This is a genomic window from Halorubrum sp. Ea1, from assembly GCF_002252965.1.
In the GTDB taxonomy this organism is placed as follows: Archaea; Halobacteriota; Halobacteria; order Halobacteriales; family Haloferacaceae; genus Halorubrum.
This window is the reverse complement of record NZ_NHPG01000047.1, coordinates 1-25,579: the sequence shown is the minus strand read 5'-3', so window position 1 is coordinate 25,579 and position 25,579 is coordinate 1. Positions and strand designations below refer to the sequence as shown.

22 protein-coding genes and 3 pseudogenes are annotated in these 25,579 nt (G+C 57.3%); 11 read left to right on the top strand and 14 right to left on the bottom strand.

Annotated elements, in window-relative coordinates:
• Window positions 1-7: 7 nt before the first annotated feature.
• Together DJ73_RS06250 and DJ73_RS06245 are read right to left on the bottom strand one after the other, a co-directional pair.
• The gene (locus tag DJ73_RS06250) at window positions 8-1,060 is read right to left on the bottom strand and encodes a glycosyltransferase family 2 protein (RefSeq protein WP_094557549.1); all 1,053 of its coding nucleotides are present in this window, start codon (window positions 1,058-1,060) and stop codon (window positions 8-10) included.
• Window positions 1,060-2,388 (bottom strand): nucleotide sugar dehydrogenase, encoded by a 1,329-nt coding sequence (locus DJ73_RS06245; RefSeq protein ID WP_094557548.1) that lies wholly within the window; start codon window positions 2,386-2,388, stop codon window positions 1,060-1,062. Before DJ73_RS06245 ends, DJ73_RS06250 begins: the two co-directional genes overlap by 1 nt.
• Before the next feature lie 706 nt (window positions 2,389-3,094).
• Between DJ73_RS06245 and DJ73_RS06240 the strand changes: the two genes are divergently transcribed.
• Together DJ73_RS06240 and DJ73_RS06235 are read left to right on the top strand one after the other, a co-directional pair.
• Window positions 3,095-3,610: a hypothetical protein gene (locus DJ73_RS06240; protein ID WP_094557547.1), complete on the top strand. Its 516-nt coding sequence runs from the start codon at window positions 3,095-3,097 to the stop codon at window positions 3,608-3,610.
• Complete coding sequence (locus DJ73_RS06235) at window positions 3,603-4,109, top strand: metal-dependent hydrolase (RefSeq protein WP_094557546.1); 507 nt, start codon at window positions 3,603-3,605, stop codon at window positions 4,107-4,109. The genes DJ73_RS06240 and DJ73_RS06235 overlap by 8 nt, the downstream gene beginning before the upstream one ends.
• Before the next feature lie 68 nt (window positions 4,110-4,177).
• Here DJ73_RS06235 and glmS read toward each other — a convergent pair whose 3' ends face one another.
• The 5 genes and pseudogenes from glmS to DJ73_RS06210 all read right to left on the bottom strand — a co-directional run.
• Window positions 4,178-6,034, bottom strand: coding sequence for a glutamine--fructose-6-phosphate transaminase (isomerizing) (glmS, locus tag DJ73_RS06230; RefSeq protein ID WP_094557545.1), 1,857 nt, complete (start codon window positions 6,032-6,034; stop codon window positions 4,178-4,180).
• Window positions 6,035-6,036: 2 nt separating this feature from the next.
• Entirely contained in the window at window positions 6,037-7,215 is a 1,179-nt protein-coding gene (locus tag DJ73_RS06225; RefSeq protein WP_094557544.1) for a sugar phosphate nucleotidyltransferase, read from the bottom strand.
• A 124-nt stretch (window positions 7,216-7,339) separates the two neighbouring features.
• Window positions 7,340-8,551 (bottom strand): bifunctional sugar-1-phosphate nucleotidylyltransferase/acetyltransferase, encoded by a 1,212-nt coding sequence (gene glmU / locus DJ73_RS06220; protein WP_094557543.1) that lies wholly within the window; start codon window positions 8,549-8,551, stop codon window positions 7,340-7,342.
• 267 nt (window positions 8,552-8,818) lie between these two features.
• Window positions 8,819-9,046 carry a hypothetical protein gene (locus DJ73_RS20895; RefSeq protein WP_254921607.1) on the bottom strand — a complete coding sequence of 76 codons (228 nt, stop codon included), beginning with the start codon at window positions 9,044-9,046 and terminating at the stop codon, window positions 8,819-8,821.
• 163 nt (window positions 9,047-9,209) lie between these two features.
• Window positions 9,210-9,386: pseudogene (locus DJ73_RS06210) on the bottom strand (IS1595 family transposase); the annotation flags it as partial.
• Window positions 9,387-10,390: 1,004 nt separating this feature from the next.
• Here DJ73_RS06210 and DJ73_RS06200 point away from each other — a divergent pair.
• Window positions 10,391-11,113: a histidine kinase N-terminal 7TM domain-containing protein gene (locus DJ73_RS06200; RefSeq protein ID WP_094557542.1), complete on the top strand. Its 723-nt coding sequence runs from the start codon at window positions 10,391-10,393 to the stop codon at window positions 11,111-11,113.
• A 308-nt stretch (window positions 11,114-11,421) separates the two neighbouring features.
• Here the strand turns inward: DJ73_RS06200 and DJ73_RS06195 are convergent, their stop codons facing one another.
• The 4 genes and pseudogenes from DJ73_RS06195 to DJ73_RS06185 form a co-directional block, all read right to left on the bottom strand.
• The gene (locus DJ73_RS06195; RefSeq protein ID WP_094557541.1) at window positions 11,422-11,655 is read right to left on the bottom strand and encodes a hypothetical protein; all 234 of its coding nucleotides are present in this window, start codon (window positions 11,653-11,655) and stop codon (window positions 11,422-11,424) included.
• A gap of 125 nt (window positions 11,656-11,780) precedes the next feature.
• Window positions 11,781-11,963: pseudogene (locus DJ73_RS06190) on the bottom strand (TRAM domain-containing protein); the annotation flags it as partial.
• A 254-nt stretch (window positions 11,964-12,217) separates the two neighbouring features.
• Complete coding sequence (locus DJ73_RS19690; RefSeq protein WP_141212916.1) at window positions 12,218-12,442, bottom strand: hypothetical protein; 225 nt, start codon at window positions 12,440-12,442, stop codon at window positions 12,218-12,220.
• Between the two features lie 236 nt (window positions 12,443-12,678).
• The gene (locus tag DJ73_RS06185; RefSeq protein WP_141212915.1) at window positions 12,679-13,848 is read right to left on the bottom strand and encodes a hypothetical protein; all 1,170 of its coding nucleotides are present in this window, start codon (window positions 13,846-13,848) and stop codon (window positions 12,679-12,681) included.
• Between the two features lie 272 nt (window positions 13,849-14,120).
• Here DJ73_RS06185 and DJ73_RS06180 point away from each other — a divergent pair, with 272 nt between their 5' ends.
• The 7 genes from DJ73_RS06180 (at window position 14,121) to DJ73_RS06150 (ending at window position 21,881) form a co-directional block, all read left to right on the top strand.
• On the top strand, window positions 14,121-16,196 hold the full coding sequence (locus DJ73_RS06180) for a PGF-pre-PGF domain-containing protein (protein ID WP_176451084.1): 2,076 nt from the start codon (window positions 14,121-14,123) through the stop codon (window positions 16,194-16,196).
• Between the two features lie 78 nt (window positions 16,197-16,274).
• Window positions 16,275-16,979 (top strand): ABC transporter ATP-binding protein, encoded by a 705-nt coding sequence (locus DJ73_RS06175; RefSeq protein ID WP_094557537.1) that lies wholly within the window; start codon window positions 16,275-16,277, stop codon window positions 16,977-16,979.
• Window positions 16,979-18,208: an FtsX-like permease family protein gene (locus tag DJ73_RS06170; protein ID WP_254921606.1), complete on the top strand. Its 1,230-nt coding sequence runs from the start codon at window positions 16,979-16,981 to the stop codon at window positions 18,206-18,208. Before DJ73_RS06175 ends, DJ73_RS06170 begins: the two co-directional genes overlap by 1 nt.
• Window positions 18,205-19,437, top strand: a complete 1,233-nt coding sequence (locus tag DJ73_RS06165; protein WP_254921605.1) for an ABC transporter permease — start codon at window positions 18,205-18,207, stop codon at window positions 19,435-19,437. Before DJ73_RS06170 ends, DJ73_RS06165 begins: the two co-directional genes overlap by 4 nt.
• A gap of 77 nt (window positions 19,438-19,514) precedes the next feature.
• Window positions 19,515-19,790 carry a hypothetical protein gene (locus tag DJ73_RS06160; RefSeq protein WP_094557536.1) on the top strand — a complete coding sequence of 92 codons (276 nt, stop codon included), beginning with the start codon at window positions 19,515-19,517 and terminating at the stop codon, window positions 19,788-19,790.
• Window positions 19,790-20,908 carry a DUF4350 domain-containing protein gene (locus DJ73_RS06155; protein ID WP_094557535.1) on the top strand — a complete coding sequence of 373 codons (1,119 nt, stop codon included), beginning with the start codon at window positions 19,790-19,792 and terminating at the stop codon, window positions 20,906-20,908. The genes DJ73_RS06160 and DJ73_RS06155 overlap by 1 nt, the downstream gene beginning before the upstream one ends.
• Window positions 20,901-21,881: a MoxR family ATPase gene (locus DJ73_RS06150; RefSeq protein ID WP_094557534.1), complete on the top strand. Its 981-nt coding sequence runs from the start codon at window positions 20,901-20,903 to the stop codon at window positions 21,879-21,881. Before DJ73_RS06155 ends, DJ73_RS06150 begins: the two co-directional genes overlap by 8 nt.
• On the opposite strand, the gene DJ73_RS06145 is transcribed toward DJ73_RS06150, so the two are convergent.
• From DJ73_RS06145 to DJ73_RS06135, 3 genes are read right to left on the bottom strand one after another with little or no spacing between them, the layout of a single operon-like run.
• Window positions 21,878-22,807: a hypothetical protein gene (locus DJ73_RS06145; RefSeq protein WP_094557533.1), complete on the bottom strand. Its 930-nt coding sequence runs from the start codon at window positions 22,805-22,807 to the stop codon at window positions 21,878-21,880. The genes DJ73_RS06150 and DJ73_RS06145 overlap by 4 nt on opposite strands.
• Window positions 22,804-23,307, bottom strand: a complete 504-nt coding sequence (locus DJ73_RS06140; protein WP_094557532.1) for a hypothetical protein — start codon at window positions 23,305-23,307, stop codon at window positions 22,804-22,806. The genes DJ73_RS06145 and DJ73_RS06140 overlap by 4 nt, the downstream gene beginning before the upstream one ends.
• A complete protein-coding gene (locus tag DJ73_RS06135; protein WP_094557531.1) occupies window positions 23,304-24,737 on the bottom strand; it encodes a DUF58 domain-containing protein in 1,434 nt (477 codons plus the stop codon). Before DJ73_RS06135 ends, DJ73_RS06140 begins: the two co-directional genes overlap by 4 nt.
• 140 nt (window positions 24,738-24,877) lie before the next feature.
• On the opposite strand from DJ73_RS06135, the pseudogene DJ73_RS19685 reads away from it, so the two are divergent.
• A pseudogene (locus DJ73_RS19685) lies at window positions 24,878-25,579 on the top strand (hypothetical protein); the annotation flags it as partial.

Below are 25,579 nucleotides of genomic sequence, written 5' to 3'. Positions count from 1 at the left end.
ATTCTATTTAATACCCATTCTCTTTATGTTCATTCACTTGCATATCAAAGAGCATTGCGAACATCACGAACATGCTACCGATACTGAACAATATTAAACTTATTGACACACGGATAAATAACGGGTCGCCAAAAACCACTTTTGAATATATCGACCAAATACTCCCGAATGTTCCTAAAGCGGCTGTTCCAGTCCCGAATACGTAGAATAATGCTAACGGATGGAAATCTAATATAAGATATTTAACTTTTAGTCGCCATAAGAAGTTACTTAGCAGCATCATCGAGACTTTTCGGATGTAGGTTGAATACTGAATACTTGACTCTTCGTCTCCGTACACTGCCGGTATTGCGACATCAGCAACGCGCATCCCTTTTGCGTTCAATTTGACGAGGAGGTCGTTACAGTAGCCGTAATACTCGTACATGGCCTCCACACCGACGTTCTCCAGCGCATACATTGAAATTGCCGTATACCCATTCTGCGGGTCCATCGTCTTCCAGTATCCACTGGAGATCTTCGTCAGAAACGTCAAGATCGAATTCCCCAAAAAGCGGAACTTGGGCATCTCCGATCGATACTCCTTGTACAGTAAGCGGTTCCCTTTGGCGTAATCGGCATCACCCTCAACAATAGGATCTAACAGCTTTGTCAATTGACTCAGGTCCATCTGGCCATCACCGTCAACTGTGGCTGTCACATCTATCTCATCATCACGAGCAGCTAAATAGCCTGTTTTGATCGCCCCCCCTGCCCCACGATTCTCCTCATGCTGGATCGGCACGACACGGCCGATCATGTCGTGACGGACCGCACGTCCGGCAAGCGATCCACCGCCATCAGCAACAGCACGCGTTTCCTCGGCAACATCTCCAGGGACGAACGCTTCTCGATCCACTCGGGCAGCTTCCATCACCTCCGACCATGTCTCATCAGTGGAACAGTCGTCGACGACGAACATGCAATCGACATACTTCGGCATCTCCCGGATCACATCACCGATGAACCCTTCCTCGTTGTAGGCAGGGATTACGACGCCAACCGTATGGTCCCGATACATCAGATCCTGTCGTAATAGACGCCGAGGTCCGTTAGATCACTTTCGATGACACCCTCGGAGTCAATAATGACGGCATCCCCTGAGAGCTCTCTAGCAACGCGGCCAAAATCCAGCTCTGTGTACTCGTCGTGAGCAGCTCCAAGGATAACTGCGTCATAGCCCCCAAACGAGAGGTCGGGCTGGACATCAATCTCAAACTCACCACGCATCGCGTCATCACGAGCATGCGGGTCGTGACCGACGACCTCAACATCATACTCTTCAAGATGTTCGATCGTTCCATCGATCGCTGATGTCCGAATGTCCTCAACGTTTGGCTTGTACGCCAACCCAAGCACCAGAACCCGACTCTCTTTGAGCACCTTTCCAGCTTGGTTGAGTCCCTTGATCGTCTTTTTCGCGACGTGTTTCGGCATATACTCGTTGACTTCGCGCGCCATCTCGATCAACTCGGGGTCAAAACCGTTCTTCTTCGACTGGTAAATAAAGAAGAACGGATCTACAGGAATGCAGTGTCCACCGACAAGTCCGGGCCGGTAATCGTGAAAGTTCCATTTTGTCCCAGCAGCCTCAAGCACCGCATTCGAGTCGATTCCGAGCCGGTCACACGCCACGGACAGCTCGTTAATTAGCGCAATATTCACGTCCCGTTGGACATTCTCGATACACTTGGCTGCCTCCGCTACCTCAAGAGACGGTGCCTCGTGGACACCCACCTCGACAATTGACTCGTACAACCGAGCGAGATCCGAAAGCGTCTCGTCATCTGACGCGCTCACGATCTTCACAACATTTTCGAGGCTATGTGCGTCGTCGCCGGGGACTAGCCGCTCGGGCGAGTATCCAACGGTGAACTCCTCACCCAATCGGAATCCTGACGCCTCCTCGAGTGCTGGTACGACGATCTCTCTTGTTGCCCCGGGGAATACTGTTGACTCGAGCACGACGGTCCCTCCCGGCGAGAGATGCTCGCCAACGGTCTTACTCGCTGCTTCAACGAAATCGAGGTTCGGGTCGTTCTCGTTGGTGATAGGCGTTGGGACAGTCACCACGACCACATCTGCATCCTCAATCACTGACGGATCCGTGTCAAACTCGATGTCCGACTCGTCGACAGCAGAGTCACCGACGTCCCCTGTCGGGTCTTCGCCCTGTCGCAACTGGTCGATTGTCGATGGCGAGATATCATACCCGCGTACAGTGTGGCCTGCTTGGTCAAACCCGACTGCAAGCGGGAGCCCTACATATCCTAAGCCGACAACACAGACCGTCGCTATTTCACCGTCTCGTTCCGCTTCAACCGTTTTTGTAGTTCCTAATTCGCTCATGTAGTATGTTTCCAAGCAATAGGGTAGGCGTCGAATTATAAGCGTCCTACCGAGTTATCAGCAACCCCCGGAACCTATTGACTGGGTAAATTGTCTCTTAACTGTATGTCTGTGTTCTCATACATAATGGTGTCGGGAATCCCTCGAAAATAATGCACTCCACAGACGGTTTCACCTACTGTTGAGTCACGCATAGTAAGAGAATAAAGAGGGCCTTAATGCCAGATACATCGGATAATATGCGGAACCAAGCCCCAATTCAGTCACATTCGTAGAGATCGGAGACTCCGTTTCGAATGGGAAAATCCACCAACGTGTGGCGTCCACCTGCCCGTGCAAGTCGTTCTAACCGCTGAAGACACTCTGCCCATTCTGCAGCGCACTCTTCGTGAAACGGCCAGCTATGCGTCTCCGAGTCTGGGAAGCGATCTGTTGGACCAACGGATATCGGCTCATCGTTAATCGCTTCAAGACACCATACACACATCGATTGCTCAGACTCAACAGCAACTCTACACTCGGTATCGGCCATACCCGAATTAATCAATCATCTCTGCAAGGTAATGTACTGACTACGCGATGGCAGCAACAACACACTACGTATTACCCGGTGTCAGGACTGAGGTATTTGATCTGCTCTGCCAGTAGACCTGCCTAGGAACACCACCGATAGATCTTTACCTGGCACCGACGGACCACGGCTTGGATGTCGACCACTCTCGGATCTCGGATAGCTGCACTCGGGATCTGTGTGGGGCTTCTCAGTGGGCTCTTCGTACTTGCTGGCGTGGGGTACCCAGCACCGCCAGACTCGGGCCCGAACCTCGCTGATCCTGACGTGTCACCGGACGAGTTTGCTGGCGAGCACGTCGAGACCGGTGGTGAAGTCATCGGAACTGATCCCGTCACCATTGAGATTGAGGACGGCACCAGAATCCAACGACTTCCCGTTGAGAATGCGCCGGATGTACATGTTGGGCAAGAGGTCATCGTCGATGGCACGCTCACCACGGACGGGACACTCGTCGTGAACCGGGACCGTGCAGTCGTCCGTGAGCCGTGGGAGACAACGTACATGTACGCAATCTCGGTGCTTGGGGCGCTATACGTTGCTGTTCGCATCCTCGATGGGTGGCGATTTGATCCGAAGGCGATCGCCTTCTCACCGCGCGACACACCGCTTCATACCCGCTATTTGTCGGAGGAAGACACGGATGGCTGATCTCTTCACCCACATTTTGTTTGGATACGTTCTCGGGATCGTGCTTTCGTGGCGGTACGAGTGGATCTCGTACCCATTCATCACAGCGGTGATGATCGGCTCAACGCTCCCAGATCTCAATCGAATCGATCTTGTGCTCCCCAGCGATATGATTTCCATACTCCTGGGGGTACCGTTCACGTGGAGTCCGCTCCATCGGGTTGGCGGCACGTTCCTTGTTGTGTGTATTGGTGCACTTCTCGTCCCGAACGCGTATCGACGTGTCGTGTTCGCACTCTTGTGTACTGGTGCTGCGTCCCACTACGCGCTCGATTTACTGTTGTATAAACCGTCTGGGATGACAAGTCCGCTCCTCTGGCCGTTCATGACACAGGGGATTGCCGTCGATGGGTTCTACCTGAGTAGCGATCGGTGGCCAGTCGTTGCTGCGATGGCGCTTGCTGGGCTTGTGTGGCTCATCGATCGACGGTGGATGTCCACTAATTCCTCGGACCAATAACGGATCACAGAATGTGCAGTTCGATAGTGAGAGCCGGTCGAGTCTTCCAAATGAGACCCAGAGTTGGGTTACTCCACTGTTACACTCTTCGCTAGATTCCGTGGCTTATCGATTGGCCGGCCTTTCTCGTTAGCGACGTGGTACGCGAACAACTGCAAGTACACGTTGGCGACCAGCGGCTCAACGATACCCACATCAGGCACGGGAAAGTCGACATCAAGTGTGTCGTACTCCGCATCAGCAGAGACACACCCTAGCGCGGGCGCGCCACGCGTCTGCGCTTCGGTGACGTTGTTCATCGTTTCGTTGGCCCGCGACCCCTCCGTTAACACCGCTAGCACGGGTGTCTCCGGCGTCACCAGCGCCAACGGTCCATGCTTCAACTCACCTGCAGCGAACCCCTCTGCGTGGTCGTAGGAGATTTCCTTGAGCTTCAACGCACCCTCTAAGGCGACAGGGACGCCAAGCGCTCGCCCAACGAAAAAGAACGCCTCGCTGTCTTGGTACGCTTGGGCTGCTTCCCGGACCTGTGGTTCCTCATCAAGCACCTGTTGCACCGCCCCCGGCAATCCCTGTAGGTTCTCCAAGACGGCACGCGCGTCGGCGGCTGCGAGCGCACCACGATCCCGCCCGATACTAACCGCAAGCATCGCAAGCGTCGCTACCTGCGAAGCGAACGTCTTCGTTGCCGCCACGCCAATTTCCGGGCCAGCCCGGATGAACGCGGTCCCATCAACTTCCCGCGTCACTGTACTCCCCAAGGTGTTCGTCACGGCGAACGTCCGCGCGCCCGCCTCATTCGCACGCCGCACCGCACCAAGCGTGTCGGCCGTCTCGCCGCTTTGCGTGACCGCAACCACGAGCGTCCGATCTGGGGTGCGACCGGCACCGAAATCGTACTCACTGGCAATTTCGACGGTCGCGCGCACACCGGCAAGCTCCTCAAACAGCTGCGCGGCATACCGACCGGCATAGTAGGAGGTCCCGCATGCAACAACCCGGATTTCTTCGACATCTGCAAGGAAGCCTGGTGGGAACGAGACATCAAGATCGACGTCCCCGGCGTCAACATCTAACCGGCCGGTGATGGTCTGCCGGAGCGCTTCAGGCTGCTCGTGAATCTCTTTGCGCATGTAGTGTTCGTAGCCGCCCTTTTCTGCGGCGTCAGCGTCCCACGTCACCGTTTCAATATCGCGCTCAACCCGTTCACCACTTGCGAAAATTTCGACACCGTCCTCCGACAGCGCCGCCACGTCACCATCTTCCAGATAAGTTACGTCGCGCGTGTGTTCAAGAAATGCGGTCACGTCGCTCGCAACGAACGACGCGTTCTCACCGCGGCCCAACACGAGCGGACTCCCGCGTCGCGCAACAATGATCTGATTGTCGTCCTCACGAACGGCACAGATTGCGTAGCTCCCCTCTAGTCGATCCTCGACGCGCCGGACTGCAGCCAGCAGATCGGCATCGGGGTCGGCTGCGAGCTCCTCCTCGATCAGATGCGGAATGACTTCAGTATCCGTGTCGCTCGTGAACTCGTGATCTGCCAGCTCCGCTTTGAGCGTCTCATAATTCTCAACAATCCCATTATGGACGACCGCGACATCACCCACACAATCAGTGTGTGGGTGAGCGTTCGCGTCCGTCGGCGGGCCATGTGTGCTCCAGCGTGTGTGACCAACGCCGTGCGTCGCATCCGCCACGTCAGGAATCTCCAACCCATCGACTGCACCTGACTGCTTCGCCACGGTGAGCCCACTCGATGCGCCCACAAGCGCCACTCCTGCAGAGTCGTACCCACGATACTCGAGATTCCGAAGCCCCTCGTGGATGATCTCACCAGTATCGTGCGTTACACCGCCGTCGCTCGCAACTGTCGGCGTCTGCCCACCACTTGCTTGCACGTACCCAATAATGCCACACATGATTACCCCCTCCGTACCGCTGCTCCCGCTGCAACGCGACTGTCGATCGTCACGCCCGCATCAGTCTCGACATCGTCGCCAACAACAGCGCCCGTTGTGAGTATCGCACCAGGGCCGATGGTGGTATTGTCTCCGACCACCCCACCCAACTCGATGTTGTGATGCACGGTGTCCTCGACGACTATTGTCGACGGTGTTCCCTCAATCGTCACGTTCGGTCCAATCCGTGCGTTGTTGGCGACAACGGCATCGCGCACCACTGCGCCAGCCCCGATCACCGCATCGGGGAAGACAATCGCGTTCTCGAGGACCGCATTCGATCCGATCGTCACGTTCCGGCCAACAGCGGTGTTCCCTCCAATTGTCACTGTCGGCCCCATGTGAACGCCGTCTGCCAGCACGACGTCATCAGCAATACTCACTGACGCGCTTTCGACGTGACTCTCGTTCGATGTTGTTGCTTCGGTGTCGATCAGACCGGCATTGACCGTCAGTAGGTCCCAGAGGTTCGAGACATCGAGCCACCGACCGGTGTATGTGATCCCGTTGACGCCATCGGTCTCATCGGCGAGCTCATTAAGCGTCGCTGTCAGCGCTAACTCGCCGTGTGTGTTTGTGTTCCGGATCGCATCGAAGATTGCAGGTGAAAAGCCGTAGACGCCAGCGTTGATTTGATTCGTCTCAACCGGCCCTTCAGGTTTTTCGACGATTTCAGTCACGCGCTCCCCATCGAACGCCACCACACCGTAGTCACGCGGTGTTTCAACTGTCGTGATTGCCATCGTGGGAGAGATGCCTTCACGTGTGGCATCGGCAACACGCTCGACGAGTGCCGCATCGACAACTCGATCGCCGTTGAGCACGACAAATGGCCCGTCAACCACTGGTTCGGCTTGGAGCACAGCGTGGCCGGTTCCGAGCTGGGTCGATTGCTCGACGTACTCGATCGTCACGTCCCACTCGTCGCCGTCACCGAAGTGGTTCCGGATACGCTCTTGGTGGTATCCGACAACGAGTGTAATGTGATCGAGGCCTGCCTCGGCGACCGCCTCAACAACATACTCGAGGAGTGGTCGGTTTGCCACAGGGATCATCGGTTTGGGCCGCCGATTTGTCAGCGGTTCTAAACGATGTCCCTCGCCGGCGGCGAGAATCACCGCCGTGACTGGTGCGTCGCTCATGTCAACTGCGTCACTCTCCTACACTGTAAAGGACATCGCTCTGATGATGAGCGATTCTGAACCACTCATCCAGATACAGTCGTCCTGTCGAGGTGAATACCCGCACTGTCCCCGCGAGAGAATATCAGTCAGAGAGCCGATCGCGCGTCAGAACCTCGCCGGGGTCTGTCGTTTCACCCGCGCCGATCCGGAGGCCAGCATTCAGCGACGTGTTAATCCCAGTCTTCGCGCCGTCGCCAACGATCACGCCGAGCTTCCGCCGGCCGGTGTCGACGCGGTCGCCCTTGACGGTCATCCGGACGGTCGCGTCGTCATGCCGGAGGTTCGCGACGTTCGTGCCCGCGCCGACGTTCACGCCACGTCCGAGCACCGAGTCGCCGACGTACGAGAGGTGACCGACCGATGCGTCGGCCATCAGCACCGAATTTTTCACCTCAACCGAATGGCCGACGTGAACATCCGGGCCGACAACCGTCGACCCGCGGATGTATGCGTTTGGGCCGACCTCCGCCCCCTCACGGATGACTGCTGGCCCTTCAACGTATGTGCCAGACTGCAGTCTGGCCCCCGCCTCGACAACGACCGGCCCGTACAGATGAACGTCTTCTTCGACGGTACCGGCGACGGCTTCGTCCGATTCCTCTAACTCTGCAAGCGCGAGTTCGTTGGCTTCGAGCAGCTCCCACGGGCGACCGACGTCGAGCCACGTGCCCTCGTAGGGGGCCACGTCGATTCGGTAGTTGTCGTCGAGCAGGAGCTCAATCGTCGTTGTGATCTCGTACTCGCCTCGCTCGCTCTCAGGCGTTCTGTCGATGTACTCGAAAACCGCAGGCTCGAACGCGTAACAGCCGACGTTCGCGAGATTCGTCGGTGGGTCGTCGGGCTTCTCGACGATTCCCGCGAGCGACCCGTCGTCGGCCGTCGAGAGCACGCCGTACGCCCGGGGGTCTGGAACTTCTGTCGCTGCGACCGCCATCCCCTCGGCCTCAGCGAGCGCTCGCGGGAGCGACGCGTCCACGACCACGTCGCCGTTGAGCAGCAAGAAGTCGTCGTCGACGACGGGTTCGACCTGTGCCACGGCGTGGGCCGTCCCAAGTGCCTTTTCCTGTTTGACATAGTGAACCGGTTGGTCCCGGTACGATTTGCCGATCGTCTCGCGGATCGCCTCGTCGCGGTAGCCGGTCACAACGACAAACTCGTCGACGACGTCGGCTGCGGTGTCGAACACTCGTTCGAGTAGCGACCGATCGCCGACTGGGAGAAGCGGTTTCGGGCGACGATCTGTCAAGGGCCGCATCCGGGTCCCGCGGCCAGCCGCGAGCACGACTCCGTACATGGGATGGGTCGACGGGGGGCCGGGGTTTATCGGCTGTGGTCGGCGACGGACCGATCGATGAGTTCGCGAGCCGTCTCGAACAGCTCGTCGGTGTCACTCTCATCGCGTGAGCGAAGCCGGGCCACTGGTGCGGTCGCCACCGAGACGCGCGCACGAAGAACCAGCCTGCGTCCGTCTTCACTCGGATCTCGTTGGGCATCAACATTCAGCATACACCTCTGCCGCGACCTCAGCGACGCACTTGATGATCGTCGATTTCGCGTTCATCTACACCGAATCCCGGCGGATATGGTACGTCGGAAGCTCGTCGACCATAGCGGCCAGCGACCCTTTTGCGCCAGCTAGCGCGGCCAGCGTACAGGCTGCGAGCGCGCTGTCCGGGCACCGCGTCTGTTCGGGACAGAACCACGCGCCGCTCGGCTCGCCGCCGAACACTACGTCCGGTCCCGTCGTTTCAGCGGCGACGTACGCGTCGCCAGCGGGCGTGTACGTCACCTCCGCACCGAACTAATCGTCGTCAGCGACCAACGTCGCCACTCTTCGCTCCTTAGACAGTGTACGAAACCTCTGTAACGTGGACAACGATCAAAGAGCGATCGGGAGAATTAACCAACATAGACACACTACCGAGCCTGATGTTGGTTAACAACTGTCGCTCTTATGTAGAACTGCAAAAAGACCCGAGAAAAAGACACTCAACCGCTGTCTCGATAGATCCCCCGGCGAGAGTGAGTGATCGAACGATACCGAAGGTGTGAGCGGCCTGTTCCAAGCCCTGTTTGGACAGGCCGCGGAACTTCCTCAGCCACGGCAGGACGATCGAAAATAGGCACTCAGTTCACGAACATCTTCTGGTTCCACCAGACGCTCGATGTCGTCAATCCCACAGACTCGTACACGGTGGCGGCGCTTGCACTTGGCGTGTTCTTCCTCACGGTGACTCTCGGCGATTACTGGGCATACCGAACTCACGAACGCACCACGACGACAACCGAACCAGGGCCACTCACAGCAGTCCGCTCGCTTGACACGCTCGTTCGGAGCGCTGGCCTCTTGGCGCCCATCTGCGGTATCGAGTTAGTTGGCGTTGGAAGTGTACACTCAGGCGTTGGCGGGGTGCAAGGGCTGTATCTCGGCGTTGGAACGGGGCGCGCCGATACTGGGGGCTCGCACTCGGCGGCCAACTCACTGTCGCGCCATGGGTCACCACCCGGCTCTCACAATCAGTGACGCGTGGCCTCGTCGTCCTCGGGAGTCTCGTTCTGATGATTGGTGGTGGAACACTGGTTGGGAGTCTCCTCCGGCACGGCCTGACAGCCCAGTCAGTTGTCATGGGCGGTGTCGGTGCGCTGCTGCTCGTGTTGGCCGTTGTAAGTGCGCGCTCGTCATTACGTGGTCGTATCCGGCTGACTCTTAACCAACACTAGCGAGCAAAGGCATCGACTTGTTGGTTAAGACGCTAGATAGCCACTTGTACAGGTGCACCCCAAGCACGAATGTAGACTCCCCAATAGCGTAACCGGTAGTATCAGCGGCAGCGAAGGCGTCGAGCGACGACGCGTGTCCGACCCATCGACACTGCCGCTGTACTCTCGAATAGATCCGCTTGGCTCAACCACGTCTTCCGACGCAGTCGACACCGCTCGGATCGAAGTCCGCTGGTTTGTGTATAAGCGACTACCCCGACTACTCTGGGAGTCTGTCTAGCAGTATTGCATATTTCTCCCGCTACGCACTCGTGGTGACGCTATCGGCGTCGTCGCGATTGATGAGCTCATAGCCGATATGACGTATCAGTCAAATAGATAGACATAAAAAACCACAATAAAACTAGGTAGTGTGGAGCCCTCCGCAGTCAGCGTATTTGGTATACTCGTCGGTGTTGCGGCGGCCGGTGTTGCCGCGGGTCCAGGTATCCGGACCGCGATCACACATCGTAGGAGTGATAATGGAATCGCATTCGGAATGCTCTCGGTCGGTGTCCTTATTTGGACTGTCGCTGGTGTATGCCAACTAGTTGCCCAAGAGGCGATTGTCCAGACGTATTTTTTGGTGTTGTCGCTTATTGGGGCGTCGGTAACAGCACTTGGTTGGTTCCTGTTTGCGAGTACAGCACGGAGTACCCCAGAGCGACTGAGTCGGCGATCGATTTATGTCGGTGTTACACTCGTGATCGGATTGAATATCGGACTCATCGTGACGATCCCGATACACGATCTGTATTGGAGTGGCGTCACCGGTGGTTCGATGGGGGCAACGAGGAGTGTCGTTGAGGCCGGCTACTGGGTCCACACGTTGCTGGTGGCTGGCTTGTGTTTAGCTGGCAGCTGGTTGTTTGCGAAAGTTCAGGGCAATCGACGGGATCGCATCCACGGTCTGGCGTATGCCATCTGTGGAATCACTGTTACCGTGACCATTCTGATGAGTAATTCGACGACACCGGGCTCTGGGATGCTCCCCCCGATTCTAGCAGCGGGACTCGTTTGTCTCGGAATCGTGCAAGCCACTCGATCGGGACGGACGGAGTCACGGAGGCGGAGCCTACAGCGCGGAGAGTCATGAGGACGAAGAAAACGAACTGCCGCAGGTACACTCGCGAAACGAACAGACCATGGCTTGCATAACGATCTCTAATACATCAAATATTAACGATAGGACCAGACTCCGCATCATCCTTAGGAGTTCTCACCGACCAGTATAACGAGTCCGTCTCGAATACGGCTGTCTAAGTAGTCGGCATCACCGGGAACGGGTGACTAGCTTACCGCCACCACCTGTGCAGTACCGCCAACTACACCCGAGATGATTTAGCATTACGCAGCAAAGGTGGAGGGCCCGATACGCTCAGAGGAGATCAACCAAGCAGCAGCTCAACTGTCGCGTTTCTCAAGGAGTGTGTCCACAATTTCAACGAGATGGATAAGGCTGGGCTCAATCTCACGATCAGCGACAGCCACGTATTCGAGGAACGTGTCGAGATCATCTTGCTCAAGCTTGCCGGTCAAAACAGCATCCACAATCGTCGTTTCCTCAGCTTCCACAATATTGATGACGTCACGATACTGCTCCGGACAGTCACGCGCGAAACAGGTGCCGGAACTCACGAGATTGTAGCTAAATATCTGTGTAGTGATATAGTTTTACATACAGATTTTGCTTGCGTGTCAGTACCTCCATGACCGCGTGACGCCGCCACCCAAATTGTCTTGTGGTGCCGCCGACCCGTGAGTTACGGATCGCGTTCAACGACGTCAGCAAACGCAACGTTGTCCCGGACCGTCTCAAGCTCAACGGTGACACGCTCACCAACAGTTGTTTCCGGGACGATCACGACGTAGCCACGGTCGATTTTTGCGATGCCATCGCCCTGTTCACCAATATTCTCGATCTCAACCTCTCTGGTGTCGCCCTCTGCCGCCGTCCACTTTCGATGTTACGCCTCACAGAAGGGCCCAACTCTCAGCGATGAGCACAGTGACGCGCAGTGGGCCACACGGTCAGATACAAACACCCTGCTGAGTGAGCCACAGATGACGGCAGTTCGTGCAGCGACTGGCTCCGTACCGGTTCAGTCGGAGGCAGCCGATCACTCATCGCTGTCTCCTGAATGAACGGCCCCACCCGACGCATTCACACCTGTTGCGTCGGCCCGACCGAAATACCTCATCAACTACTGACGAGTTGATCGAGTTCGTACAGTAACACCGGCAGAAACACCATCGCCAGCGTGAGAAGGGCTAACTCTGGAAGGAACTCACCAAAGTAATTGGCCTCAAGAATAATTGAGGTCTCATCGCGAACCCACATGGCGCCAAATAGGGCCCACAGCACACTCAGCGAAGCGATCGCTGCACTCAAAACGCAGATGGCGACAAGTCGGGTGAGTGTCATTAGGCTAGCCGCCGCAGGGGAAGTGGCGTGAGCACCAGCGTTTTTCGTCCGTCGACAGCAACTCGAGTAGACACTCCAGCGGACGCCAAGATTAGTCGAGCGGCCGATCTATTCCAATGCTCCACGATCACACTCGTTGTGTCTATCGGAATATCTCAAAGGTATATACAGCCTACTGGTAGTACGACAGGGACAATGGAACAGGGGCACCTCAATAATAACTCAGAAACTCCACCCTAGTGTCTGAGACGACGGACGCTGACAACCACGATAACGAGTAAGAAAACGCCTTGAACGGCAAACAGTGAGACTTGGTCGTCGGTGTTTTCACTGGAAGAGTTCTCGTTCGGCTCAATCACGTTATCGTCTGAATTACCTGTATCCGACGTCCCAGATCCATCTGATCCGTTCGTCGCCGCTCCATCGGTGCCATCAGTCGTGTTGTCTGTCTCCGACGAGGAGTCATCGTCGCTCGATAACGTATCCGAGTCTGAGGACATATCATCATCACTCGCCGTGTCATTCGTTTCGGAAGATCCGTCATTGCTGGACGACCCATCATTCGTTGAGTCATCCGTACCGCCTGTTCCACCATCCGTTGAATCATCCGAACCTGTGCCGTCATTACCGCCTGAGTCAGAGTTATCCGTACCGTCACTACTGGTTGTCTCTTGGATGGTAAGCGAGGAGCTCTCAAGCGCAAGCACTTCTTGCTGTCCACGGAATGTCTCGTCCCCGAGGGCTGCGACATTGACCGTATACTCGCCAGTCTCGAATTGATCGAGCTCGATGCTGGTTGTGTACGTCTCGTCATTACTGTGGTCCATCTCGAATGTCTGGGAGTGTGACTCATTCCAGACGACAACCTCAACGCCTGCTGGGGCTGCCGAGAGCTCGGTTGGTGTTACCTCTGCAGTGATGTCCACATTCTCGTCACGAGGTAGGTCTTCGGGATAATCGATAGTAAGGTCATAGCCGGCGATAACAACGGGCTGCATTTGTTCAGTTGCGCCCTCAAGCTCAATATTCAGCATGTATGTGCCGGGCGCGTACGACTCCGTCTCGAAAGTTGCTGTTTCCGATGTGCTAGGGCGGTTGACTCCTTTTGAAGCTTCAATCTGCTGGTCAGAATTATACAGGAGGAAGTCAACAGTAGTGAACTCCTCGTCGGGAAGTGTAACCTCGGCGGTGAATTCGTGGCCCGGATCCCGGACCGTGGTCGCGTCGATTTCATAGTTTTCGCCTTCGAACTCGATCGTTTCAGCCGGTACCGGTGTCGAGTCGTCCACGGTGAGCGTGACATGTGAGTCTGCACTCCCGGTCATGGCCGCACCGGCAAGGAGAATCGTTACGGCGAGAAAACAAAGGAGGAGAGACCGTCTGAAGCGGGGTCTAGAGGTGGGCATGGTGTGTGATTTCTGCTAAAACATATATTAATACTGGTGTTCGGATCCACAACGCTCGACCACTCACACAGATCTCAATCAGTATCTATGTATCACTGAGACAGTAGTTTCTGATCTGGCAGAGAACAGATGCGAGAGGGTAGTAATGTGGATAGTGTGCGAGTCTGTGAGATTAGAACGCCTCTAACACATTAGGAGCATGTTAAGCACATCTTTCGATCTTCGTCGTATTCATGACAAGTTTTAATCCGAGCGGCATCTATCACCAGATAATGCGCACGCGACCAATAGCCATACTTGTTGTATTATTGATGATCGGATGGCCACTAACAATCGTCGGGTCTGCCGCTGCTGTACCAGCTGACAACCCGGCACTGTCTGGGAACACTGTTGAGGCTAATTTCAACGAAGAGGGTGATGACCAGTTCACTAATGTGTCTGATGACCTTATTGTCTGGGAGCGGTCGTTCAAACCACTCCGTGCAGATACATTAGCGGACAGTGCTGGGACAGTCATAGAAAATCACGACCTCTATTTCCAAGATAACCGAAGTGGGGAATCTTTTGAAACGCGCGCAAATCGGCCTGAGACAGCAATCTTTGACAAAGGGGAAACTGTTCCAATTGAATTTGAAGATGTTACTAATGCTGACACATCAGAGTTTGCAAACCGTGATGCTCAAGTTATCGTCGCATCTTTCGACGAGAACAAAAACACGGCTGATGTCGCAAGTGCTGATCAGTTGAATGAAGTTATCTCACCAGCGCTTGATGGGGATCTGGCTCAACTTCGAACTGAGGCAGACGAACGAGATGTGACGTTCACTGTCGAAGACTACGAACTTAATTCGTCCGGTGAACTCAAGTACGATCTTGTGCCTGATACAGCCGGCCCGTACGCGGTGATGGTGGCGCTGCCACGGAGTGGCGATGGATTTAGCACAAAAGATGGCTTGCTCACGCTTCCCGGAGAAGCAACACTCGTGGGGGTAGAGACTGTGATGGTTCAGGATAGCGCGTCAAAGATTGGCGCTCCGGAACGGGTTGAGCCTGGTGATGATATTAACCTGAACCCGAGTACAGAGCTGGCGGGAAGCGATATCAACCACTCGGTCATCGTGTACGATGAAGAAGCGTTTCTCGATGAGGAAACGAATATTCGACTTGATGAGGATATTAGCAGTAGCCTGACTACCGAAGATATTGTCCTCGAACACTCGATTGCACGCGTTAATGGTGTTGGTGAGATGACTGACTCTGGGACTATCTTTGGAACGAGTGTCTCACAGCGAACTGTGACGGGCACCGTCGCACTCGCTGATATCGTCGATCAGCTATCGACCGAGACGGACGTAGACATCAATCGCGAGACTATCGGCTCCACAGAGTTAGACGCGTCTGGCGTAGTGAAACCGAATGCTAATGCAGATACGGACCTGACGGTCCAGACGTACGGCAACTGGTCTGAAGGCACCTATCGGATTGTTCACGTGGCAGAAAATGGGACCGTGCAAGGAGTCGCCACTGCAACGGACACCATCACAATTCGAGAGCGTACCAGCACTGGTGGCGGTAGTAATGACGACGATGATGACGACGATAGCGATGATGACGGTGATGGTGACGTTGGAGACGTCACACCGCCAACTGACGGCCAACCGAACGTAACAGTCATCCCGCGTGAGCGCGGCGCATCCGTGTCTGTACAGAATATCCCGGCAAACACGCCGACTCGGATCGGTGTCGGCAGTAATGTGACGAGCAACGGTGCAACAGTTCGGAACTTCACGGTGGACTTCGCCCAAAACCGTAGTGAATTCAATCTTGAGGTGGACGCGAGCGACCAGCCGCCAGCAAACGTGCCGGAACCAAGTGCTGGCGAGCCGATCTCGTATGTCGATATTGATGCAGGCAATCTTACTGACGACGACTACAACAGTGTCGAGTGGGAGTTCACTGTCGACCAAGAGCGACTCGATGAGCTTGACCGCTCACCCGAGAGTGTCCAACTGAACCGTTACAACGAGACGAGCGGCGAATGGGAATCCTTCGAGACTACCCATGAGGGTGGTGACGAATTCACGGCCACCGTCCCTGGCTTCTCCACATTCGCGTTCACGACAACCGCGGTCGATGACGGGACCGACGACACGGATGGAGGTAGCGATGACGGGACCGATGGCACGGGTGGGGACAGCGATGGAACCGGCGACAGTGACGGCACAGCCGGTGACGGCACCGATGGAGGTGACGGAGATGGACCTCCGGTCGGGATTCTCGTGCTCCTGCTCGTGCTCGCCGTTGTAATCGCTGTTGGCGTCGGGCTGTATCAATCACAACAGGAGTGACCGTGACACCAGCGGACGTATCGCGGTAACGCACTCCGACGGACGGGTTTTTATTGGGTTATTGTTTATTCCACATTAATGACGCCGCCCTCCGAGATATCTCCTGCAGTTGTATGTTCTGAAGTCACGCGACAATATGCGGACGGTGGTGGAATTGTGGGTGCCGGCGGGCCCACGGTAACGGCACTCGATGCCGTGTCGCTGTCTGTCAGCGCTGGCGAGGTAGTCGGGATTGCGGGACCCAGCGGCAGCGGGAAATCCACGCTGTTACACTTGCTTGCAGGGCTCGATACCCCAACTGCTGGCGCTATTACAATCCGGGGAACGGATATTGCATCGCTTGGAGGGCGCAAGCAGACGCGGTTTCGTCGCGATAATATTGGGATGGTGTTTCAACGGTTTCACCTGCTGCCAGCGTTGACCGCTCGTGAGAATGTGGCGCTCCCACTTGTCCAAGCCGGTGCCAAACGGCGAAAGCGCCGCAAACGAGCGAGCGAGTTGCTCGCGGCGGTTGGACTCGCCGACCGTGAGAGCCACCGACCGGGTGCGCTGAGTGGCGGTGAACAGCAACGTGTCGCCATCGCGCGGGCGCTGGCAGCTGACCCAGCGGTAGTTATTGCGGATGAGCCTACTGGCGAATTAGATCGGGACACCGGCGAGCAAGTACTCGATCTGCTTACCGATATCAGCGACGACCGTGCAGTCGTCGTGGCTTCCCACGACGAGTACACGCTTGAGCGGGCAGATCGAGTCATTAACCTGCTGGATGGAGTGCGTCAGTAATGTCACGGTTAAGCCAACTCATAGGAGTGATCGGGCTTGGAGTACGCCGGGTGGTGGGCCGGCTCCGCGGCGCTGCGCCGGGTCGCATGACCGTCTGTATTCTCGGGGTTGCTGTCGCGGTTGCGCTATTAGTTGTTGTCACTGGAATCTCTCTGGGTTTGGCAAACAGTACGACTGTTGAAAGCGAGGATATCGATTATTGGATCGTACCGGACGAAGGCGGCTCTGGCAGCGTACCGCTTGAAGCAGAAGGGGCCCGCCTCAGCCAAGTTCACGAGGTGACCGCCGAACTCAGGCGTGATGACCGCATCGACTATGCATCTCCCGTAGTGTTACAGCCGCTCCAGTTGCGGAACCCAGCGACCGGCGAGCAGGAATATGTTATTGCGGTCGGTGTGATTCCAACTGAGGAGCAGCGGCGGGTCGCAGACATGGAGATCAGCTCGTTAGATACCGCGTACAGTCATTACGCTGACGGCACATACGACGGCGAGTGGTCAGGCCAATTCGTGGCGGCACCGAGTGTCGCTGAGCGATTAGCGCTCACACAGGGCGAGACGGTCACCGTCAGCAACGGCGATCGGTCCTTGACCGTCACCGAGATTAACGACCGTGAGATGGCTGCTGGCTTTGGTGAAGTGCCAGCAATTGCAATGCCACTCGCAGAGTTACAGTCGCTCACGGGGCTTGACCGCGCCGATCAGGCTGATCAGATTCTCGTGAGTACGACCGATCCGGCCGTTGAGTCAGATCTCGCGGAAATCTACCCGCAAACCGATGTTGTGTCCCGGGCAGGAATCAGTGGGGTTGACGCAACGCCAACGAATCTCCCGATCGCAATGGCACTTGCGGCCACGCTCGTGGCGGGTGGCATCGGGGTGGCGTTCGTCGCCACGATGATGGGGCTTGAACTGACAGCCGGACGCCGTGAGCTGGCGGTGCTCAGTGCCGTTGGGTTCTCCGGTCGCACCAGAGCCTTGGTCGTGGTCTCAGAGACGGTGACGGTGGCTGTCCTCGGCGGTATCCTCGGTGCGGGACTCGGTGCGCTCGCAATCGTGGGTGTCAACGCTGGCGTGGCCTCAGCGATTGGTATCCCCTCGTTAGCCACCATCACGCCGGTGTTGATCGGGTATGCACTCGTCGCCGCTGTCGCTGTGGGTGTGTGTGCGGCCCCGTACCCGTTGTATCTAACGAGCCGTACGAACACATTGGAGGAGCTCACCCGATGAGCCGGCTTCGAGCGGCCGCCGGCGTGGTGTGGATTGCACTCCGCCAACTTCGCTCGGATCGGATGCGGACCGTGCTTGCGGTGATCGGCGTTGCACTCGCTGTGTTATCAGTTACCCTGCTCACGGGGGTTGGGGCCGGCGTGGTTGCCACTGGCAACGAGATGTTTGATCAGTCGGGCCAGGATTTGTGGGTGACTGGTGGGCCGATCGAGATTGCGCCCGGATCGGTCGGCGGCTTCCAAAACCCGATTCCGAATGCTCACCCGCTGGCAGAGAATATTAGCGCGCACGAAGACGTCGACGCAGCCGTCCCAATGGCATTTCAGGTGGTATATGTGAGTACCGACGGGGAAGAATTCACCACAACAATGGGAAGTGGAGTGCCAGGTGGCGGCCCCTCAGTTGCTATCGAGAACGGGGAGGGGTTCACCGGTCCAGACACCCACTACGCTAACGGGACATACGAGGGGAATATGACCCACCAAGCGGTCATCTCACCGTCGATGGCTGCCGAGTACGATCTTGAAGTGGGAGATACCATCTATCTTGGCGGGACAGTCGCAAACGCCCGCGAAAATGAGTTTGAGGTGGTTGGAACTTCCCCAACCTTCGAGAACTTCCTCGGCACCGGGACCGTAACCACCCGGTTGAGCGAGCTACAAACGCTTACTGGCAACGCCTATGATGATAGTGCGACGCTGATCACGATCCGAACAACGACCGGTGCCGATCGAGAAGCGGTGCGGGATGACCTTGCCGCACAACACCCGGAGTACACGTTCCGCACGAATCAAGAACAGCTTGTCTCACTGCTCGAACGCCAAGCCGTCGTGCTTGCAGCGGGGGCGAGTCTCGTCGTTCTCGGGATCGTTGCCGGCGGTATCCTCTCGTTGAACCTGTTGTTATCGCTTATTTACGTGCAACGGCAGCCGTTGGCGGTCCTACGGGCTGTTGGAGCGACCAGACGAAGTGTTGTAGGCGTGGCAGTCGTCCAAGCCCTGACAATCGCCACGATCGGGTATCTGCTTGGGGTCGGTGCGACACCACTATTAGCGATGTTGCTTGACCAGATCGCGCTCACCGTTACCGGGTTTGAGGGGCTCGTACAGGTGCCACAGTACGCGTACCTCGCCGGTGCTGGTGTCGCGTTCGGCTTTGCACTGCTTGGTGGCATCACCGGCGCATGGCGGGTGACGCGGGTAACGTCAGCGACTCAGCTCGTTCGGTGAACGGCAGTGGGCGCTCAATTCAGCTAAGCAGTCGGGATGCCAGAGGATATTACCCTTCACACCAACTACTGAACTGAATGAGTACCCGGCGACGGCAGCGGTTCATTTACGCGCAGCTCGCGTGGATGCTGGGAGCGATTATGTTGCTTGCAGTGCTTGGCTCGCTCTCCCTCGAACTCGTGTTTGTGCTGTCGCTGATCGGCTTTCTTGTCGTTGTTGAACTCACGGCACCGTTTAATATAACGCCGCGGTGGCGACGTCGCTTGCTGCCAATTATTGGGCTTGGACTACTCGGCTTCGGCGTGATCGTGATCCGACGCATATTAGCCATCTTGCCACCGGGATTAATCTAATGCGGCGGCCACCGCTCCCCCGTCTTCTCCTATATGCACTTACCGCCACCCTGCTGTGTGCGGTCGTAATCGCCGCGAGCACATCAGGCGCAGCCTTTGGAGCGTACAATCCGGCGTGGGACGGGACCGCAAACCTCCGTGATACTGCGGCGTCACACAGCGAGACGACCATCTCACTTGATGGAGAGGCGTACACCACGGACCAGCCGGATCAGACGCTGGCCGTCGTGCTTGCGCCAACGACCCCGTACGACACTGGAGATGCAGCCTCGATGCGCCAATTCGTTGAAGACGGCGGGACACTGCTCGTCGCCGATAACTTCGGACCGACCACAGACGATCCCCCGCACGGGAATACTCTCCTAGAAAATGTGGGTGCAACGGCGCGGTTCGATGGCACGTTGCTCCGTGATGAGCGCAACTACTATCGATCACCGGCACTGCCGATTGCCCAACCAGTATCTAACCACCCGTACACGACAGGAGTGAGCGATGTGACGCTGAACTACGGAACCGCAGTGGTTCCGAACGACGCTGAAACACTTGTTCGAACCTCGGCGTTTGCGTATCGTGACATCGATCGGTCCGAGGATCTTAGTGGTGACGAGGAATTGGCACGCTATCCGGTTGTGACCGTTGAATCGGTAGGTGATGGGCAAGTCATTGCGGTGAGCGATCCGAGTATCTTCATTAACGCCATGCTCGACCGGGAGGGGAACACAGCATTCGTCACCGCACTCGCACAGGCACATGAGCGAATCATCTTTGATTACTCGCGAAGCGGTAGTCAGCCACCAGTCTCAGTCGCGCTACTGGTACTCCGAGAGACACCACTACTACAGGCGCTGGTCGGTGCGATCGGCGTTGCGCTCGGTTGGGGCGTCGTAGCCCGGCCGGCCGGTCTCAAACGAGGGCGGGACCGACTGGCTGCAGCTGTGCCAGTCCGAAATGCTGAGACGGACACCAGTTCGACACACGAAACTCAACAACCGACTCCCACAGAGGCCGAGCTCCTTGCATATTTGCGTGCGGAGTATCCGGACTGGGACGATGATCGCTTACAGCGAATTGTAGCAGACATTATAGCGGAGGAGCCAGCACCTACTGATAATGAGTAGTCCGGCCGCGCTGTATGAGTCGATTCGAAGTGAGGCTGGGAAGGTTGTTGTCGGCAACGAAGATGTCTTAGAGGGATTGACTATCTCGTTGTTGACGGGGGGCCACGTGCTCCTTGAGGGTGTCCCCGGAGTTGCCAAGACGACCATCGCCAACACGTTCGCGACGACGCTCGGGTTGACGTACAGCCGGATCCAGATGACACCAGATATGGTGCCGGCAGACGTGATGGGAACCAACGTCTACCGGCAAAACACCGGCGAGTTTGAACTCAAACAGGGGCCAGTGTTTGCAAATCTCGCAGTGGCAGACGAGATCAATCGGGCTACCCCAAAGACACAGAGCGCCCTGCTCGAGGCGATGCAGGAAGGCACGGTGACAATTGATGACGAAACATTAGCGCTGCCAGACCCGTTCATGGTCGTCGCTACACAGAACCCAATCGAGATGGAGGGCGTGTTTGAGCTTCCAGAGGCCCAGCGAGACCGGTTCCAACTCAAATACGTCGTTGAGCTGCCCGACCATGATGACGAGCGCGAACTACTCGATCGCTACGACCGCGATCCGGCATTTGCAGCTGAAAGTGTCGAGCCAGTGGTGGACACAGAGACACTCGCAGCCGCGCAAACCGCGGTCAACGCGGTCCACGTCGCAGATCCCGTCAAAGAATATATTCTCGAGATTGTGGCGGCAACCCGCAATACACCAGAGATTCAGCATGGGGCGTCACCGCGTGCCACTCTCGGCTTCTTATCGACGGCCAAAGGCCGGGCAGCGATTCACGGCCGTGAGTACGTGATCCCCGACGACGTGAAAGCGCTTGGCCGCCCGGTATTACGACACCGGCTCATTCGGACGACGGACGCCGAACTCTCGGATACGTCTGTCGCCGAAATTCTCGATACAATCTTTGAACAGGTTAATCCACCGGGAAGTGACGCCGAGCTCGCACAGGCTGTCTCGCAGGCGGACTAGTTTTCGGCTGTGGCGGCCTCTGGCGATGCGGTGTCGGACTGTGTTGACGTCGCTGATGGGTCCCACCGATACGTGACCACCGGCGGGCTTGTGTCGTCAACCGTCGTCCGCACCGGTGTGTCAAGCCCGACAGCAAGACCAGTAGCGAGCAGCGACGACACCGGATGGTCGATCCGGTCAATGCGGCCGTACGCAAGTCCGGTGAACTCAACGGTCACGCGGCCACCGGCGGCATCGACGCTTGTGTCAATTCCATCAGCAAGCTCAAAATTCTCGACGAGTCCCTCTGTGAGTTGATCGACAAGCGATGATGGTGTCGTCGCCAGCGGCGTCGTCAGCGATCGCCGAAACTCCTCGAGGAGTGGCCCACCAGTCGGTGTTAACGCAATACCCGGATTATCATCTGGGTCGGTCACGAATAGATTGGTGAGTTCATCTGTGGACGGAAGCGGCTGATCGGCCGGCTCTGGGAGATCGGCAGTCGACACGTACAGCCGTGGGGAGTCGGCTGGGATATAGATTGGAGTGCCCGCCAACCCCAGTTCATCTCGCATCGCGTCACGATCCGCAGCGAGCGCGTCGAACACGCTCCCGCTCACGGTTGCGGCGATGAATCGTTCTGGCGTAAGCGCGTACGTAAGGATCCCACCGAACACACCAGTTCCGCCGAGCGCAAGCAGGACGGTCCGTGCATCAGGAAACACCACCCCAGCAGCGATACCGAACAGGCCAACAACGACAAGGCCAATCGCTGAGCGACGGTAGGTCTGCTGTTGCGAGCGGAGATACTCCTCGCGTAGTTGGCGGTTTCGCTCACGGAGAAGCTCAAGCTGCACCGTGAGTTCCTCGCGAGAGTCCGCATCCGAGTCACCGGCGGCTGTGGTCGTCTGTGTCGGCGGCGACTGGTCTGTAGATGGTGCGCTCATTGGTTTGGAGAGTCCGACACGAGGCCAAGCATCACGCGTTCGTAGCGGTGAAGGGCATACATCATGAGTACAACGGTTCCCGACACGACGACCGTCACGGCTGGGAGCGACCAGACAGTGAGCAGTCCATATGTGACGGTAGCGATCACAATACCACCACCAGCGGTCGCTGCCAGCACGCGGCGGCCGGTTGGAGCCCCCACTGCGGGGTCGACAAGCACCGCCATGAGGCCGACCGTGCCCAGCGCGTAGACGAACGGGTCACCAGCTGAGCCAACAAGCAGGCTAGCACCGCCAACCCCGAAGGCGACGGGCGCTGGGGCTACTACTCCGATCCCAACAACACCGAGCCCGATGAGGAGGCCAGTCCACCCAGCAAGCAGCGCGAGTGCTGCTACGACGAGCGCCAGTCCGACCAGCCGAACCGGGCGTCGGAGGCGGCCGCTCCAATCCTGTTGGGTTGTCGTCTGCGGCGGCTGCGGGTGGTCATCAGCAATCATGAACGGCCCCCCGAGCGCTGACCATCGGATCGATTATCTGCGAGCAGCGTCCGCAACTGGTCGCCTGGTGCCACCTCGAGTGCTGTCACGCGAGGATGAGAATCAAGATCGCGCCGTAGGTCCTCAAACGCGGTGTAGGCGTCGTACGTGTCGTCAATTGTCTCGAGCTCTGGTTGCTGAAAGAACACAGTTGGCACAATCAACACGAGTACGGATCCACCATCCTGGGTCGCTATTTGAACGCTTTCACGCAGCCGTACGGGGTCAGCGTCGGTCGTCACCAGTACGAGCCACACCCCTGCGCCGAACCGTGTTCGTGCCCGGTGAACGGCGTCGACGAACGCGTCATCACGCACCGCGTCAACAGCCGTGGCTGATGCTGTCGCATACGGCTGTAGCGTCGCTTTGGCCGGGGTATCAGCTGCCACCCTGTCGACAACCGTCTGAACACGGTGGCCGGGCGCTGATCGGTGTGTCGTCGACGTCGTGGTCGGGGTCAGCCCGAGCAGCGTCGAGCGGACTCGTGTGTACGTTGTCGGGGTGCTTCCGGCCGCGATGGTCTCTGTGAGGCCGTCATCGCCAACCGTCCAGAGACTCAGCGGATCGGTGTGCTCGGCGGCACTGGCGGTCATCCCAAGGGCTGCCTCACGAATGTACTCAAGTGGCGTCTCCGCGGTGCTGCTGGCATCGGTATGGGCGCGATGGTCAACGAGCAGCGCAGTGTGTCGATCCGTTTCGCCCTCCGTCTCTCGTACATATGGTTCCCCCAGCCGTGCCGTCGATTTCCAGTCGATATTCATCGCCGCTTCCCCGGGCACATACTGGCGGAGGTCACGAGTGGTAATCCCGGGGCCCGGCTGGTCAGTAGCGTGGTCACCAAACGCGTTCCCGTACGATTGCCCGCCTTTGCCAACGTGGACCGTTGACGTCTGTGGGAGCACTGTGAGTTGTGGCTGTGGGCCTGCTGGGAGGTGCTCTGTGTAGAGGCCAAGCGAGTCACCGAGCGTGACCGTCGGGGCCGGCAACGAAAATTCACCGGCGACAGTGGCATGCAGTGGGATCGTCAGTGTTGCGTCAGTCTGGCCGGGATCGAGCGTGATTGTTGTGGCGTCGGTTGTGCGGGTAACTCCGGCAGGAAAGGTGGGTTCGATCTGTACGGTGCCCACAGCAGTCTGTGCTGGTCGATGTACACGCAGCGTCGCCGTCGTCGGTGTGTCGACGTGTGTTGTCGCAGGATCGAGCGTATACTCGATATCCAGGTGCGTGGTGGTCTCGTGAAACGAGTGTACAGCGACCCAAGCGGTCGCAAGCAACCACGCACCGATGCCGACGACACCAACTAGCGCAACAGGTTGGGTAGCACCGACCGCAAGCAGAGCAAAAACGACACCGACCGCTGTCGTCGCCCAGAACAGCCGGGTACCCTGCATCACTAACCCGGTAGCCACCAAGCAAATTGAACCTTTCCTTCAGCTAGTTGTAGGGTGGTTTCTGCGTCCGCAGATGGCACGTCGAGACTGTCGCGACAGCTGACAACACGTATTTACGTCCCGACAGCCGTACGACGCATGTGTCACGCCTTCCGCACCCATCATCTATTCTCACGCTTGTAATGGTGCTGGTGCTTGCGGTCGGCCTCATGACTGGTAGTGCGGGCGCTGTCGAACCGTCTGTCTCGGCACAGGACATTAGTGTCACGAGTACGGTCGCCGGTGGTAACCTCACGGGAGAGAATACAACGACTCCACACGAGGATCCGGAGACTGTCGCTGAAGATGGCGACACCGAGCAACTTGCATCTCACTTATCAGGGCGATTAGGAACGCTCCTCGGGGGAAGTACACAGAATATTAGTGCCGCAGAGTACGACCAAGCACGATCACTCGTTGGTGATGAGTACGACGAGGTTCTCAGCCAGTATGTGACGGTCGCTGGCGAGACGGGGCAGGAAGATTCGGCCCAATCTTTCGCCACCGTGCAAAATGACACGGCTGAGCTCATCGAGCTGCGTGAAGAGTTTGATAGTACTTATGCGGAGTACGAGGAGGCTGTCGCCGAGGGGGATACCCAGCGTGCACGGCAGCTCGCCCGTGAGCTTGCACGTCTCGCAACGGAGATCGACGGGGTAGCAGTGCGGCTTGATGAGAATCTCGAGAATATCGAGAATGCGACCGGCAGTGATCTGAATTCTGTTCAAAGTGATATTGAAACGGTACAGTTAGAAACGAGAGAGACGTCGAACGCAGCAACACAGGCCGAGCTGACGACGACA